The 13,452-nt window shown below is 66.2% G+C and carries 13 protein-coding genes; 7 read left to right on the top strand and 6 right to left on the bottom strand.

All coding sequences use genetic code 11. From position 1 onward, the window contains the following. The first annotated feature begins 199 nt into the window (after positions 1-199). Entirely contained in the window at positions 200-964 is a 765-nt protein-coding gene (locus AU175_RS09685; RefSeq protein ID WP_197497144.1) for a class I SAM-dependent methyltransferase, read from the top strand. A 9-nt stretch (positions 965-973) separates the two neighbouring features. On the opposite strand, the gene AU175_RS09680 is transcribed toward AU175_RS09685, so the two are convergent. Genes AU175_RS09680 through uriH form a run of 3 tightly spaced genes read right to left on the bottom strand, consistent with a single transcriptional unit; the run spans position 974 to position 4,434 of the window. Then, positions 974-1,987 (bottom strand): ribokinase, encoded by a 1,014-nt coding sequence (locus AU175_RS09680; protein ID WP_066287985.1) that lies wholly within the window; start codon positions 1,985-1,987, stop codon positions 974-976. Beyond that, positions 1,984-3,411 carry a uridine transporter UriT gene (gene uriT / locus AU175_RS09675; RefSeq protein WP_066287983.1) on the bottom strand — a complete coding sequence of 476 codons (1,428 nt, stop codon included), beginning with the start codon at positions 3,409-3,411 and terminating at the stop codon, positions 1,984-1,986. The genes AU175_RS09680 and uriT overlap by 4 nt, the downstream gene beginning before the upstream one ends. Then, positions 3,412-4,434: a uridine-preferring nucleoside hydrolase UriH gene (gene uriH, locus AU175_RS09670; RefSeq protein ID WP_066290882.1), complete on the bottom strand. Its 1,023-nt coding sequence runs from the start codon at positions 4,432-4,434 to the stop codon at positions 3,412-3,414. It abuts the gene before it with no gap. Positions 4,435-4,682: 248 nt separating this feature from the next. Here uriH and AU175_RS09665 point away from each other — a divergent pair, with 248 nt between their 5' ends. Together AU175_RS09665 and AU175_RS09660 are read left to right on the top strand one after the other, a co-directional pair. After that, positions 4,683-5,660, top strand: a complete 978-nt coding sequence (locus tag AU175_RS09665) for a LacI family DNA-binding transcriptional regulator (RefSeq protein ID WP_156642378.1) — start codon at positions 4,683-4,685, stop codon at positions 5,658-5,660. Positions 5,661-5,841: 181 nt separating this feature from the next. Then, positions 5,842-6,966 (top strand): glycerate kinase, encoded by a 1,125-nt coding sequence (locus AU175_RS09660; protein ID WP_066287978.1) that lies wholly within the window; start codon positions 5,842-5,844, stop codon positions 6,964-6,966. A 93-nt stretch (positions 6,967-7,059) separates the two neighbouring features. On the opposite strand, the gene AU175_RS09655 is transcribed toward AU175_RS09660, so the two are convergent. Further along, positions 7,060-8,097 (bottom strand): LacI family DNA-binding transcriptional regulator, encoded by a 1,038-nt coding sequence (locus AU175_RS09655; protein ID WP_156642376.1) that lies wholly within the window; start codon positions 8,095-8,097, stop codon positions 7,060-7,062. A 236-nt stretch (positions 8,098-8,333) separates the two neighbouring features. Here AU175_RS09655 and AU175_RS09650 point away from each other — a divergent pair, with 236 nt between their 5' ends. The 4 genes from AU175_RS09650 to AU175_RS09635 are packed head-to-tail and all read left to right on the top strand — an operon-like array spanning position 8,334 to position 12,453. Further along, complete coding sequence (locus AU175_RS09650; RefSeq protein WP_066287971.1) at positions 8,334-9,557, top strand: Gfo/Idh/MocA family protein; 1,224 nt, start codon at positions 8,334-8,336, stop codon at positions 9,555-9,557. Between the two features lie 29 nt (positions 9,558-9,586). Next, the gene (locus AU175_RS09645; RefSeq protein ID WP_066287969.1) at positions 9,587-10,591 is read left to right on the top strand and encodes a sugar phosphate isomerase/epimerase family protein; all 1,005 of its coding nucleotides are present in this window, start codon (positions 9,587-9,589) and stop codon (positions 10,589-10,591) included. Between the two features lie 51 nt (positions 10,592-10,642). Next, the gene (locus tag AU175_RS09640) at positions 10,643-11,341 is read left to right on the top strand and encodes a ThuA domain-containing protein (RefSeq protein WP_066287967.1); all 699 of its coding nucleotides are present in this window, start codon (positions 10,643-10,645) and stop codon (positions 11,339-11,341) included. Further along, a complete protein-coding gene (locus AU175_RS09635) occupies positions 11,326-12,453 on the top strand; it encodes a Gfo/Idh/MocA family protein (RefSeq protein WP_066287964.1) in 1,128 nt (375 codons plus the stop codon). Before AU175_RS09640 ends, AU175_RS09635 begins: the two co-directional genes overlap by 16 nt. Before the next feature lie 34 nt (positions 12,454-12,487). Here AU175_RS09635 and AU175_RS09630 read toward each other — a convergent pair whose 3' ends face one another. Further along, positions 12,488-12,799 carry a LuxR family transcriptional regulator gene (locus tag AU175_RS09630; protein ID WP_066287962.1) on the bottom strand — a complete coding sequence of 104 codons (312 nt, stop codon included), beginning with the start codon at positions 12,797-12,799 and terminating at the stop codon, positions 12,488-12,490. A gap of 58 nt (positions 12,800-12,857) precedes the next feature. Continuing rightward, entirely contained in the window at positions 12,858-13,364 is a 507-nt protein-coding gene (locus AU175_RS09625; protein WP_066287959.1) for a DUF6328 family protein, read from the bottom strand. Positions 13,365-13,452: the final 88 nt, after the last annotated feature.

The raw sequence follows: 13,452 nt of genomic DNA, 5'->3' as shown, positions 1-13,452 counted from the left end.
CGCGGCGCCGCTGTTCCTTCATCAATGCGTGCATCGATAAACCGCAGGTTGTAGGTGCCCGTGATCAGCCCACGGCCTGGCGGACGACAGTTACCCGGCAGTAACCGACGTCAACTGAGGATTTGTTGCCCGGGGGACATATATTTGGATCGTGTCGTCCCCACCGAAAACCCTGCGCTCCGCCTTGCGGAAGTACCTGATGATCCCCAAGCTCATCCGGCTGTCCCGCTCTGCGCCGAAGGACAGGACAGTGGCCTGGGACCTGTACTGGGCAGGAATAGCCCAAACCGGTGCGCAGAGTGAAGTGCTGTGGGACTCCGGAAGCGATCACGAGCTGCTTGGCTACGCCGATCTGCTGAAGCGCCATCTGGATCCGGCGCTGCCGGTGGTGGACGTAGGGTGCGGGCATGGCAGCTTCACGCGCGCCCTGGCGCCGTTTTTTCCGCGGGCCATAGGCGTGGACGTGTCCGCGCACGCCGTGGAGCGGGCCCGCAAAGAATCAGCCGGGACAGACAATGTCACCTTCCTGGCGTGCGACATGACCCAGCCCGGTGCCGGTGCCGGGCTGGCCGGCAGCACCGACGCCAACGTCTTCATCCGGGGAGTCCTGCATGTGCTGGAACCGGCCGACCAGGCGGCCCTCGTGGGCAACCTAAGGCAGCTGTTGGGCACGCGCGGCGCAGTGTTCCTGGCCGAAACCAACTTCCAGGGCAACCCGGTGGACTATGTGACCCACCTGGGCGCCACCACGGCGGCCATCCCGGCCCCGCTGGAACGGGCCATCCGCGAGCTGCCGATGCCCGGCCACTTCGGCCCTGCCGAGCGCAGCAAGGCGTTCCCGCCGGAAACCTGGGAACTGCTGGAGGACGGCCCGGCCACTATCGAAACGAACCCCATGACCGGGGAAAGTTCAGCCAGCCGCATCCCCGGGTATTTCGCCGTCCTGAAGCCCTGGAACGCCTGAAGCCCGGAGCTAGGCCCGGGAAGCGAGCAGCCGTTCGACGTCGGCCGTGCCGGGGTAGGCGGCCTGGGTCCCTTTACGCGTTGCCGCCAGCGCCGCCGCAACCGAGGCGAACGCGGCCGCCGCATCCAGGGGGTCTCCCGCGGCCAGGCGGGCCGCCACGGCGCCGGTGAACGCATCACCTGCGCCGGTGGTGTCCACGGCCTTGACAGTTGTGGGCGCAATCCTGGTGACCTTCCGGCCGGCGGCCTGTGAGTCCAGGACTACGGAACCCTGCGGGCCCAAGGTAACCAGGACCCGCTGCAGCCCGCGCTCGGCGAAGCGGACCCGGATCCGGTCCCAGTCGGCGTCGTCCGCCGCGGCGTCAGGCATCCCAGCGCCGGGCTCATCCCCTGAACCGTTCTCGCCTGAACCAAGGAACAGCGACGCCTCGTGGGAGTTGACCAGAAGGACGTCGGCCAGCTCCGCCAGCTGCCGGCTGATCCCGGCGTACGGCGAGAGATTCAGCAGGACTGTGGCGCCGGCGTCGTGCCCGCGGCGTGCCGCAGCCTCCACCGTTTCGGGGCTGACTTCGAGGCAGAGGCAGACCACGGCCGCGTCGTCGAACGCGTCAGCTGACGCGCCGACATCGGCGGGGGACAGTGTTCCATTGGCCCCCGCGGAGATGATGATGTTGTTTTCGCCGTGCTGGTCGACGGCGATGACGGCCACGCCAGTGGCCGCGGACCCGGACGTGCGGACCTGCGAGATGTCCACCCCGGCGCCGGCTGTGGAGGCCAGCAGCATCTCGCCGTTGGCGTCGTCCCCGACGGCGCCGACGAGGCTCACCGAGCCGCCCAGCAGGCTGGCAGCGACGGCCTGGTTGGCGCTCTTGCCGCCGGGATTGACGGTGAAGCCGGAGCCGTGGACGGTCTCGCCCGGCAGCGGGAGGCGCTCGCAGTAGATGGTCAGGTCCGCGTTCAGGGATCCGACGACGACGATCCGGCCGGTCTTTTCGACGGCGGTGCCTGCCGTTCCGGTGCTCATTCGGTCACCTCAGCCTCGACGGGCTTGGGAATCAGGAGCGAGGCGGCGAAGGCCGCCACGGTGATGACGAGGCCGGTGACCACAACGGTCAGGTAGGACGCCTTGGCGTCGCCAAGCCCCGACGTCGCCACCAGCACAGCGGGCAACACCAGGAAGCTGAGGCCCGCGCCGAGGTTGAAGGCGCCCGCGTTCATGCCGGGCAGGAAACCGGGGTTTCCGGCGGGGGAGAGGACTACACCGAGGCCGTTGAGCATGATGTTGACCGTACCGGCGTACATGATGCCCAGCAAGACTGTTCCGGCGATCATCAGCGGCAGGCTGCTGAGCCCGAAGAACGCGATGATGGCCAAAGCGGCGATGCTGCCCAGCATGCCGATGCGCAGCACCTTGGTGTAGCCGAGCACGGGGGCCAGCTTGCCGCTCAGGGGTCCCACCACCCAGCCCAGCAGGGCGTACGGGGTGAGGATGATCAGGGACATCTCGGTGGGGCCGACGCCGAAGCCGGGAGCTGCTGCCTGCACGTAGGCCGGGACGATGCCATTGATGACGGCGAAGATGCCCGTCATGGTCAGGGTGGTGGTGAGCAGCGGCGCCCACGTGGAGCGCTGGCGCAGGTGCACGGTCTCCACCATGGGCTGGCTGGCCCGCTTCTCGGTGCGCCAGAACAGGTAAAACGCGACGGAGGCAACGGCCACCAGCCCGATGGCCAGCGCCAGGGTGCCGGCCGAGAACGCGCCCACCAGCTTGGAGCCTTCGTTCAGGGCCGTGAGCAGGGCGCCGACGGCCACCACGATGAAGAACACGCCCAGCCAGTCCATGGTGGTTCCGGCAGCGGGCTTGCTCTCACCGGCCAGGAGGGCAATCAGGGCGGTGGCCACCAGGGCCAGGACCACCATGAGCCAGAAGATGCTGCGGAAGCCGAAGTGCTCGGCGAAATAGCCGCCCACGAAGGAGTCAACGCCGGCCACGCCGCCGTTGACTGCGGTGATGAGTCCCATGAGCGTGCCGTACTTGCGCGGGTTGGCGACGGCGGAACGCAGCATGATGAGGCACAGCGGCACGGTGGGGCCGCTGACGCCCTGGATGATGCGGCCCACAAAGAGCCAGGTGACGTCAGGGGCGAGGGCCGCGATGACGGAACCGACGGCCATCAGGAGCATCATGCCGATCAGGATCTTCCGCCGGCCGATGATGTCGCTCAGGCGCGGCAGGAAGAGCGAGAACAGGGCAGCGGCGGTGAAGAACCACGTCTGGGACAGCCCGATGACAGCCTGGTCCGTCTTGAGTTCGTTGCCCATGGTGACGAGGGCGGGGCTGAGCATGGAGGCGTTGAGCTGGAACGCGACGCAGGCGGCCAGCAGGGCGACCATCAGGGCGGTGACGTTGCCCCGGGAGGTCCTGGTGTCAGTGACCGTGGCAGTCATTTACTTCATCCCTCCGGCGGTGAGTACCGCGCCTTCGCGGCGGCCGCCGTCGGACGGTTCTCCAATCCGGACCAGCGCATCGGTGACGAGATCCCAGAACCTTTCGTGGTCCAGGTCAACGGCAACGCTGGTGTGGCAGTCCGCCGGCGCCGGGGCGCGGAAGTCCGCCACGGTCATGCCCAGCGTCAGGGTGCCGTGCAACTCGATGTTCACGGGCACTTTGCGGGTGCTGACGATGCTGGGGTCGATCACGTACGCCACGGCGCACGGATCATGCACGGGCGGGTAGTCGAATCCCTGGGCGTCCTTGTAGGTGTGGGCGAAGAAGTCCATCAGCTCCGTGACGAACTTCGCGGGCTTGGTGCCCACGGCGTCGATCTTCGCCACCACGTCCGGGGTGGCCAGTGCCTGGTGGGTGAGGTCCAGGCCCACCATCACCACGGGCCACTTCTCGTTGAACACTATGTGGGCGGCTTCGGGGTCGATGATGATGTTGAATTCAGCCACGGCGCTCCAGTTGCCCACGTGGTAGCCGCCGCCCATCAGGACCACTTCCTTGACGCGTTCCACAATGCGCGGTTCCTTGCGCGCCGCCATGGCGATGTTGGTGAGTCCGGCGGTGGGCACCAGCGTCACGGTGCCGGGTTCGTGCGCCATGACCGTGTTAATGATGAGGTCGACGGCGTGCCGGGGGTCCAGTTCAATGCCGGACTCGGGCTGGGCGGGGCCGTCCATGCCGCTGTCGCCGTGGATGTCCGGCGCGGTTTCGATGGTGCGCACCAGCGGCCGGTCGCAGCCTGCGGCGAAGGGGACACCGGTAATGCCTGCGATGGTGCCCACGGACAGGGCGTTGCGGGTGACCTTTTCGAGCGTCTGGTTGCCCACCACGGTGGTGACGGCCAGCAGTTCGATGTCAGGGTTGCCGTGCGCGAGCAGCAGCGCCACGGCGTCGTCATGCCCAGGGTCGCAGTCCAGGATGATCTTCTTGCGGTTTACGGGGTTGGGGTCCACGTCTGTCTCCACGTCATTGGGGTCTCCCCGGAGGGAGCCTGCTGTGCAGGGCGCCAGCAGGGTAGTCAAGCAATCAAGGGAGATCATGGCATCCTTCACGCATCCACGTCAAGCGCTTAACGCAAAATCCGTTAAGCGCTTGATGCCTAGGGGTGACAGGCGGCGGAGATTGGCGGGTCCGCGCCGACTACCATCGAGGTATGGAAACCGCGGAGCACACCCAGCAGCAGCCAGGCCGGGGACCGCGGGTCACGGCGGCCATGGTTGCGGCCCGGGCCGGGGGCTCCACGGCGACGGTTTCCCTGGTGGCCAACGGCAAAACCCAAGGACGGGTATCCGAGGACAACATCGCCCGGGTACGGGACGCCATCGCCGAACTCGGCTACGTGGTGGACAGCGTGGGCAGCTCGCTGGCCAGGGGAGTGAGCTCCATCGTGATCCTGGTGGCGCCGGACATCTCCAACCCATTTTTCGCCAAGGTGATCGCCGGCGTCAGGGAATCACTGGGATCTGATTACCAGCTCCTGCTGTCCGTGACGGACGCCGGTGAGTTCCCGCAGGCCCACGATGTCCGCAAGCTGCTGGCCCTGCGCCCGGCAGGCCTGCTTGTGGACGCCCCGAACCCGGACTTCCTCGAGGACCTCTCGGCTGCCGGGCCGCTGGTGCTGCTCGACGCCCCGGGGCTGGAATCGTACGCTCCCTCAGTGAACCTCGACGTGGCCTTCGGGGCGCGCCAACTGGCAGCTCACCTGGCCGGCGCCGGACACCGGACGGTGGCCTACGTGGACAGTGTGACAGGCACTGCCACGTTCGATGTGCGGCGCAACGCGTTCCTGGACGAAGCCGCAACACGCGGGATCTCCGTACCTTCGGACTGCATCATCAGCGCCACGATCGACGTGGGCGCTGCTGCTGCCGCCTTTACCCAGGCGTGGCCGAACTGGCAGCGGGCCGGGGTTACCGCCGTCGTCTGCGGCACGGACACCCACGCCTACGGCGTGCTGCAGGAGGCCCGAGTGGCCGGCGTACGGATCCCCGACCAGCTCGCCGTGGCCGGTTTTGATGACCTCCCGTACTCCGCGACCAGCAACCCAGGCCTGACGAGCGTGCATCTGCCGGCAACACCGCTCGGCCAGAAAGCGGGGGAGCAGTTGCGCGCCCTGATGGAGGGCCGTCCGCTCGAGCAGGCCCAGCTGACGCTGGAGAGCTCCCTCGTGGTGCGCGGGTCCACCGGCTGACCGCGCGGACCCAGGTGGCCCGTTGCAGTTGCTCCGGGTGGCCCCCAACTAGGTCGCAGCAGATGTCCTTATGGGCGCTCAGAACAACATCTGCTGCGACCTAGTTGGGCAAGCAGGCGCCAGATGCCTGTGTTACGGACCGGCAAGCGCTGTCCGGCGGCGGGCTGGCATGATGGAGCGCATGCGCATTCTCATTGCTCCGGACAAGTTCAAGGGCTCGCTGACCGCTGCCGAAGCGGCCGCCGCCATCGCCGAGGGTGCGCTCCGCGTCTACCCCGATGCTGTAGCCACCCAATTCCCCATTGCCGACGGCGGCGAAGGAACCTTGGAGGCAGCCGTTTCGGCAGGCTATGAGGAGCGCCTCAACGCAGTGGTTGGTCCCATCCTGGCTCCCGTCGGCGCAGCGTGGGCCATCCGCAAGACCGCCTTCGGCGGCGCCACAGCAGTGATCGAGACGGCGCAGGCTTCCGGGCTGGCCGAAATGGAGCCAACCCCGGAGAATGCGCTCCGCGCCCACAGCTACGGCTGTGGTCAGCTCGTGGCCGCGGCGCTCGACGCCGGAGCAACGGAGGTCGTGCTGGGCCTCGGCGGTTCGGCGATGACCGACGGCGGCAGCGGCGCCCTGCGCGCGCTCGGCCTCAAGCCGCTGGACGCCGCCGGTAACGTGGTGCCGCTGGGCGGCGGATCACTCGCCGATGTGGTGGCCCTGGATACGTCAGAACTGGATCCCCGGCTGTCCGCAGTGCAGTTCCGCATCGCCGTCGACGTCCGGAATCCGCTGTACGGACCCGAAGGTGCCGCCCATGTTTTCGGGCCGCAAAAGGGCGCCGACGCCGACGCCGTTGAACTGCTCGACGCGGGCCTGCGGAACTGGGCATCAGTGCTTCGGGAGGCCACCGGCCGGGACGTCAACATTCCGGGCGCCGGCGCGGCAGGCGGCTTCCCGGCGTCGTTCCTTGCCTTCACTGACTCCAAGCTGGAAGGCGGGTTCGCGCTTGTTGCCGGGCTCACCGGGCTGGCCGAGCAGCTGGCGGACTCGGACCTGGTCATCACCGGCGAGGGTTCCATGGATTCCCAATCCCTGACCGGGAAGGCGCCCATTGCGCTCGCTGACGCCGCCCGCGAACGCGGTATCCCCGTCATCGTGGTGGCCGGCCGCATCCTGGTCACTTCAGAGGACCTCGCCCGGCACGGCGTGGTGGCCGCCGCCCAGCTTTTGGATGTGGCGCCCAGCCCGGCCGAGGCGATCGCCAACGGCGCCAAATACGTCACCTGGGCCACCACGCAGGTGCTGGAAGGCGCCTAAGCGCCCCGGTCCACGCTCAGGGATAGGCTGCGCGGCAGGGGTGTGGCGCCACCACGCTGCTGCTCCTTGCGACTCCGCGTGGGAGCGGCCAACTCAGGCTGCGGGAGGGGCCGTGGAGTCCCGAAGAACCAACTGCGTGGCAAGTTCAACGCGATGGGAATCCAGCACTTCCCCCAGCGCCTGGCGCAGCAGTGCCCGCAGCGCAGCCCGCCCCATCTCCTCCAGCGGTTGGGCTATGGAGCTTAGTGGCGGGACGGATTCCTGGCCCAGGGTTGTCCCGTCAAAGCCGATGAGGCTCATGTCTTCTGGAACCCTGATACCTTGACGGCCGGCTTCGCTGAGAACACCCAGTGCAATGGTGTCACTTCCGGCAAAAACAGCCGTAGGGCGCTGGTCAAGCTGAAGCAGCGCCTTGAGCCCGGTTATCCCACTTTCCCTGCGGAAGCTGCCGCCGGAAATAATAAGCCGAGGATCCACCGGCACGCCTTGAGCCATCAGGGCAGCCATATACCCGTGCAGCCGCGCCTGGTTGCATTCAGCCGCAGGTGTCCCGCCAATGTAGGCGATGCGCCGATGCCCCAACTCCAGCAGGTGCTCCGTCGCGGCCTTGCCGCCGGCCCAGTTGGCCGCTCCTACGCTGACCACATCGGCTGAGGGCGGATTGAGGGGGTCGATGACGACGACGGGGATCCGGCGGCGGCGGAAAGCATGCAGTTGCGCCTCACTGAAGGCAGACGTGACCACAATCATCCCTGCCCTGCCTTCGTCCAGCATGCGCTGGGCGCGGCGCTCGGGACTGCGCAGACTCCCAGGGGCCGGGCCCGTGACGCTCAACAGAATTTCAACATCGGCGCCGGCAGCGAACTGCAGTACCCCGTTGAGGACCTCGACCATGTAGGCGGACTCAAGCACGTCAATGACCACTTCAACCACCGTGCCTGCCTCCGTCGGGGAGCGGCGCGGCGGGCGGGACTGGTACCCGGCCTGCTCCAGAGCGGCCAGAATGCGCGCCCGGGTTTCCGGCGCGACATCCTCACGGCCGTTCACCACCTTCGAGACGGTAGGCGCCGAGACACCGGCCTGGCGCGCCACAGTGGCGAGCGTCGGTCTGGCTCGCGCCGGCCTCTTCATTGCCATTCGCAACCTTTCGAAAGTTTTCGTAAGGTTCATTTTTCAGAAGCGGGCGGCATTGGTCAAGGGAAGACGAGGCGTACTGACGTACCCGCAAATAGAGGGGCTTGCTCTTGACCTCCACCGCTCCACGCCTTTAGTTTAGAGCGTGACCTAAATCAGCCGTTCGAAATGTTTCGACATCGTGGCGCCGAGCTCACACCGTTTGCAAAGAAGCAATTTTAGATGGAGAAGCAATGAAGGAACCCCGGACAGACCCTGTGGCGGCAAGCACCGTAAGTCCTCTTCGGGTCGGCATGGTCGGCTACGCCTTTATGGGTGGAGCCCATTCCCACGCCTGGCGCACGGCACCACGGTTTTTTGACCTGCCGCTGCAACCCAGGCTCACCGCCGTTGCCGGCCGGAACGCCGACGCCGCCAGGGCTGCAGCTGACAAGCTCGGCTGGGAATCGGTCGAGACGGACTGGCGCCGCCTGGTCGAGCGCGATGACATCGACCTGATCGACATCTGCACGCCCGGCGACACCCATGCCGAAATTGCCATCGCGGCCCTCGAAGCCGGAAAACATGTGCTGTGCGAAAAGCCGCTCGCGAACTCCGTGGAGGAAGCGGAAAGGATGACCCTCGCCGCGGAGACCGCCGCCAAGCAAGGCGTTTTCTCCATGTGCGGCTTCAGTTACCGCCGGACACCTGCGTTGGCACTGGCAAAACGGTTCGTGGATCAGGGGCGGCTCGGGGACCTCCGGCACGTCCGGGCGCAGTACTTGCAGGACTGGCTCACGGATGCCAATGCCCCCATGACCTGGCGGCTGGACAAGAACAAATCCGGGTCTGGCTCCCTCGGCGACATCGGGGCGCACATCATTGACGCCGCCCAGTGGGTCACCGGACAAAACATCACCGGCGTCTCTGCACTGCTCGAAACGTTTGTCAGGGAGCGCCCCCTTGCCGGTGAGCTGGTCGGCTTGGGCGGGCACGGTGACCTCAGCAGCAACGCACCCCGCGGGAACGTCACTGTGGATGACGCAGCCATCTTCAGTGCCCGGTTCGACGGCGGCGCTGCCTCCACGGGCGCGATCGGCGTCTTTGAAGCCACGCGTTACGCGCTGGGCCGGAAGAACGCCATGCGGCTTGAGCTGAACGGCACCAAGGGCTCCCTCGCGTTTGATTTCGAGAAAATGAACGAGCTGTCCTTCTACGACGCAGCGGAGTCCCCGGACGCCGGTTTCCGCCGGATTTTCGTTACAGAGCCAGAGCACCCGTACGTCGGCAACTGGTGGCCCACCGGCCACGGCCTGGGCTACGAACACGGCTTCACGCACCAGGTAGTGGATTTGGTGACAGCGATCGGCGAGGGCCGCCAGCCGGAACCATCTTTCTCTGATGCCCTGCAGGTCCAGCGGGTCCTCGCAGCCGTGGAGGCCAGCGCCACGAACTCCAGCCAGTGGCAAAAAGTCTAGGAAACGTGAACACAGGACAAGGAACCCCCATGACACGACCAATCACGCTTTTTACGGGCCAGTGGGCCGACCTGCCGTTTGAGGAGGTGGCCCGGCTCGCCGGCGAGTGGGGCTTCGACGGGCTCGAAATTGCCTGCTGGGGCGACCATCTGGACCCGCGCCGGGCTGCGGAGGACGATGGCTACCTCCAGGGCCGGCTGGACATCCTGGAGAAAAACCACCTCAAAGTCTTTGCGATCGCCAACCACCTCACCGGCCAGGCCGTCTGCGATGACCCCATCGATGAACGCCACCAGGGCATCCTGTCCGCGGAAATTTGGGGCAACGGTGAACCTGAAGGAGTACGACGCCGCGCCGCAGAGTCCATGAAGGACACCGCCCGGGCAGCTGCCCGCCTCGGTGTGAAGACCGTAACAGGGTTCACCGGCTCTTCCATCTGGAAGGCCGTCGCCATGTTCCCGCCTGCCTCCGAGGCAATGATCGACGCCGGCTACCAGGACTTCGCGGAACGCTGGCACCCCATCCTCGACGTCTTTGACGAGGTAGGCGTCCGTTTCGCCCTGGAGGTCCATCCTTCAGAGATCGCCTACGACTACTGGACCGCCAAGCGCACCCTGGAAGCCATCGGGCACCGCAAGAGCTTCGGACTGAACTTCGACCCGTCCCACTTCATCTGGCAGGACCTGGACCCGGTGATGTTCCTTCAGGACTTCGCAGAACACATCCTCCACGTCCATGTGAAGGAATCCGTCCGCCAGCTTGACGGCCGGAACGGACGCCTCGGCTCCCACCTGGCGTGGGCAGATCCCCGGCGCGGCTGGGACTTTGTCACTGCAGGGCACGGAGACGTCCAGTGGAACCGGATCTTCCGGACCCTGAACGCCATCGGCTACGACGGCCCCACCAGCATCGAATGGGAGGACGCCGGAATGGACCGGCTCATCGGCGCGCCACAGGCGCTGGCCATGGTCCAGGAGCTCGCCCGGATCGCCCCGCCCGCAGCCGCCTTCGATGCCGCTTTCGCCAGCCGCTGACCCGACTCCTGCCGGACGTAACGTGCCGGTAGCTAACCAAAGAAGGCCAAAATGACACAACGCAAGAATGCCCTGGTGGTCCGGGGCGGCTGGGACGGACACCAGCCCTACGAGGCCACCGAGCTCTTCATCCCCTTCCTCAAGGACAACGGCTACGACGTCCGGGTAGAGGAATCCCCCAAGGTTTATGCCGACGCCGACTACATGGCAGGGGTGGACCTGATCGTGCAGTGCATGACCATGAGCACCATTGAAAAGGACGAATTCGCCGGGCTGCGCACGGCTGTGGAAAATGGCACCGGGCTGGCAGGCTGGCACGGCGGGATCGCCGATTCGTACCGCAACAACTCCGATTACCTCCACCTGATCGGCGGCCAGTTCGCCTGCCATCCGGGCAAGCACCCGGACGAGTGCATCGGCGAGCAGTCTGACAACTACGTGCCCTACACCGTCAACATGCTCCCCGCGGCCGAGGAGCACCCCATCACCAAAGGCATCAAGGACTTTGACCTGGTCACCGAGCAGTACTGGGTGCTCTCGGACGACTACATCGACGTACTCGCCACCACTACCCAGAAGGTCCGGGAGTGGAACCCCTGGAACCGGGAAGTTACCTCACCGGCCATCTGGACCCGCCAATGGGGTAAGGGACGCATTTTCGCAGCCACCCCCGGCCACCGGGTGGAAATTCTCCAGGACACCAACGTCCGCACCATTATCGAAAGGGGCATGCTGTGGGCAAGCCGTTGAGGGTAGGAATCGTCGGCTGCGGAGCCATCATTGCCCAGTACCTCTCCAACTTCCGCAAACTCAACGACGTCGAACTGGTGGCGGTAGCGGACCTGGATCTGACGCGTGCCCAGGCCGTGGCGGAGCAGTATGAGGGTGTCCGCGCCGTGAGCGTGGAGGAACTCCTCGCGGCGGACGACGTGGAACTGGTCCTGAACCTGACCATCCCGGCTGCACACGCCGAGGTGGCGCTGAAGGCCATCGCTGCAGGCAAGAGCGTATACGGCGAAAAGCCCCTCGCTGCAACAACTGCCGAGGCGCGCCACGTGCTGGACGCCGCACGTGACGCAGGCGTGGCTGTCGGCTGTGCGCCTGACACCGTGCTGGGCACGGGCATCCAGACCGCCCGCAAAGCAATCGATGACGGACTGATCGGAGCAACAATTTCGGCATCCGCCACCATGGTGACGCCCGGCCATGAGCGCTGGCACCCGAATCCGGACTTCTACTACCAGCCCGGCGGTGGCCCCCTCCTGGACATGGGTCCGTACTACGTCACGGCCCTCGTCACGCTGCTGGGTCCGGTCGTCTCGGTGGTGGGCAGCGCGAGCCATACGCGCAATGAACGGACCATCGGCTCCGGACCCCGCCAGGGCGAAAAGGTCCCCGTAACCATCGACTCCCACGTCACAGGCGTCCTGACTCACGCCTCCGGTGCGCTTTCCACCCTTCTTATGAGCTTCGACGCCGTGGCGTCCAAGTCCCCGAATATCGAAATTCACGGCGAACGCGGATCGCTGGTGGTGCCGGACCCCAACCACTTTGATGGCGAAGTCCAGCTGTTTTCCCTCGGGGCTGACGCGTGGGAGACCCTTCCAGTGTCCGCCGGGTACGTCGACGCCGGGCGCGGCTTCGGCATCGCAGACCTCGCCTCCACCCCACAGGGCAACGAGCCCCGCGCGGGCGGCACTCTTGCCTATCACGCCCTGGAAGTCATGGAATCACTGCTCGAATCAGCCCGCAGCGGTACGGCAGTGCGCATCGACAGCACTGTGGAGCGGCCGGAGAGCGTCGAACTGACCGTCCTGACCGGAGGCGTGGACGCACTCCAGGCCCAGGGAACCGCCTCCTAGAAGCCAGCCGATTCAGGGGTGACGCGGCCGGAAGCTACACGATGGTGGTGTTCCGCCGCCGCCGCCAGATGAGGATCACCACCAAGGTGACCAGGGCGATGCCGCCGATCACCCACGGTGCGTAGTCCACCCGCGTTGCTTCTGCCTCGCCCGTTTCACCCGTTCCCGGGTTTGCCGGTCCAGTTGAAGCAGGATCCGTGGGCGAGGGGCTGGTGGTGGAAGCCGCCACCGCTGCCTGAGCCTCTATCGCCTGGCCGGCAACCGGCGCGGCGTAAGCAGCAGCCGCCAGCGGTGCAGCGGTCAGCAGCGCCAGCGCCGCGATGAGGGTCCCAAGTATTCTTCGCATTAAGTTCTCCAGCTCAATTCCGTTGATGGTGTCCTTGGATCTTCTGCCCGTGCTTGGATCATGCCTTGACTGCCGTCGTCCTGGCCCGGTGGTTCAGCCGAAGCGGGACATAGACCAGCAGCACCAGCAGGACGGCCAGCAGGATTCCGCCGGCGGTCAGGCCGGCGGTACGGCCCGCGGTGACGTCAAAGACCAGGGACGCCGTGCCTACGCTGAGCATGGCAATTCCTGCCAGGGCGATCTTGGTGGTGGTGTCGGCGCTGGAAACCAGCGTTGCCTTGAGTCGCTGGCGGAACAACCGCCGGTGCACACTGACCGGAAGCAGGATGAAGGCCGTGGTCAGGGTGGCGATAACTACGTTGACGAGGTAGAGGATGACCTGAAAATCGTCCAGTTCCTCGAAGCGGTCTTGGAAAGGTAGCGTCAAGAGGAAGCCTGCGAGGATCTGGACACCGGTCTGCAGCACGCGGAGCTCCTGCAGGAGTTCGGCCCAGTTCCGGTCCAGCTGCTCCTCCCGGGTTTCGTTGCGGCCCGTGTCCCCGGTGTAGTCCTCCACGCCCGCCATGCTTCTCCTCCTTCGCCCGGTTGCTGCCTGCCCGCGTAGTTCCATCCGCGGCGCCGGGTGCTCCAAAACTAGGCCGAAGTTGCGTCAA

The organism is Arthrobacter sp. B6 (assembly GCF_001663775.1).
Classification (GTDB): Bacteria; Actinomycetota; Actinomycetes; order Actinomycetales; family Micrococcaceae; genus Arthrobacter.
The sequence above is the reverse complement of the archived record's forward strand: the minus strand, read 5'-3'. Positions and strand labels throughout refer to the sequence as shown.